This is a genomic window from Marinifilum breve, from assembly GCF_003202155.1.
Classification (GTDB): domain Bacteria; phylum Bacteroidota; class Bacteroidia; order Bacteroidales; family Marinifilaceae; genus Marinifilum; species Marinifilum breve.
Map to the genome: position 1 here is coordinate 1 of NZ_QFLI01000048.1, position 819 is coordinate 819.

Annotated in this window: 1 protein-coding gene; it reads right to left on the reverse strand. The window is 32.1% G+C overall.

The window, feature by feature from the left end; translation table 11 throughout:
• On the reverse strand, positions 1-705 hold a 705-nt coding region (locus tag DF185_RS24750), incomplete at its 3' end, for a hypothetical protein (RefSeq protein WP_133250144.1).
• Positions 706-819: the final 114 nt, after the last annotated feature.

Genomic DNA, 819 nt, shown 5'->3' on the forward strand with positions numbered 1-819 from the left:
ATAACAATTTTCGCATTGAACCCACAAATGTCTGTATTTTTGAGTTACCTCGAGATCATTAGAACTTTTAGTTAAATCACTACCATTCGTGCTAGTTCTTATTCTGGAATTCTTGTTTTCACTACTATTTATACTTTCACCACAAATGTAACTATAAATGTAGCTGTCACCGTAATTATCACTATCACTTAAAATGTAACTATCAATATGGATTTGAGAACGAAGATAACTGTCAATGCAACTATTAATATGATTATTCCAACTATATTTAGTATCATACATGTAACGATCATAATGGGGATCGTCACTCTTAGATACATGATTCAGATAACTAGAATTCCGATAACTATAAAAAGAACTTTCTACTTCACTCAGAAAAGAATGATCATTATCAATATCAAAAATCTGCTTTTCAATATCAAAATATATGGAATAACTGTTCCCATTACTATCCTTAACTAAAAAAGTGTCATCAGAGATGAAATTCTGAATGTCCCGAACGCCAAATAAATGATCAATATTATTGTAACTAGAACTGGTACTATCACCCCAACGAGGAATGTTTTTATACGTATCGGTTATAATCGGATCTTCACTACCACAGGTATTTTCAATAGGACCAAGACTGTCCATTGATTTACTTAGCCCACATCTGTATTCTAACTCCTCGTTAGACAACATCGAATTGAACCGCCGTTTTTCCATAGAGCTTTCTTGCCCCCTATTTACATGAAAATACAATAGATGAATAGTCATTTGATGAAAAATCATTTGAATATCTCATTACCTATCAGAATAAGCACATATAGATCCAATCAC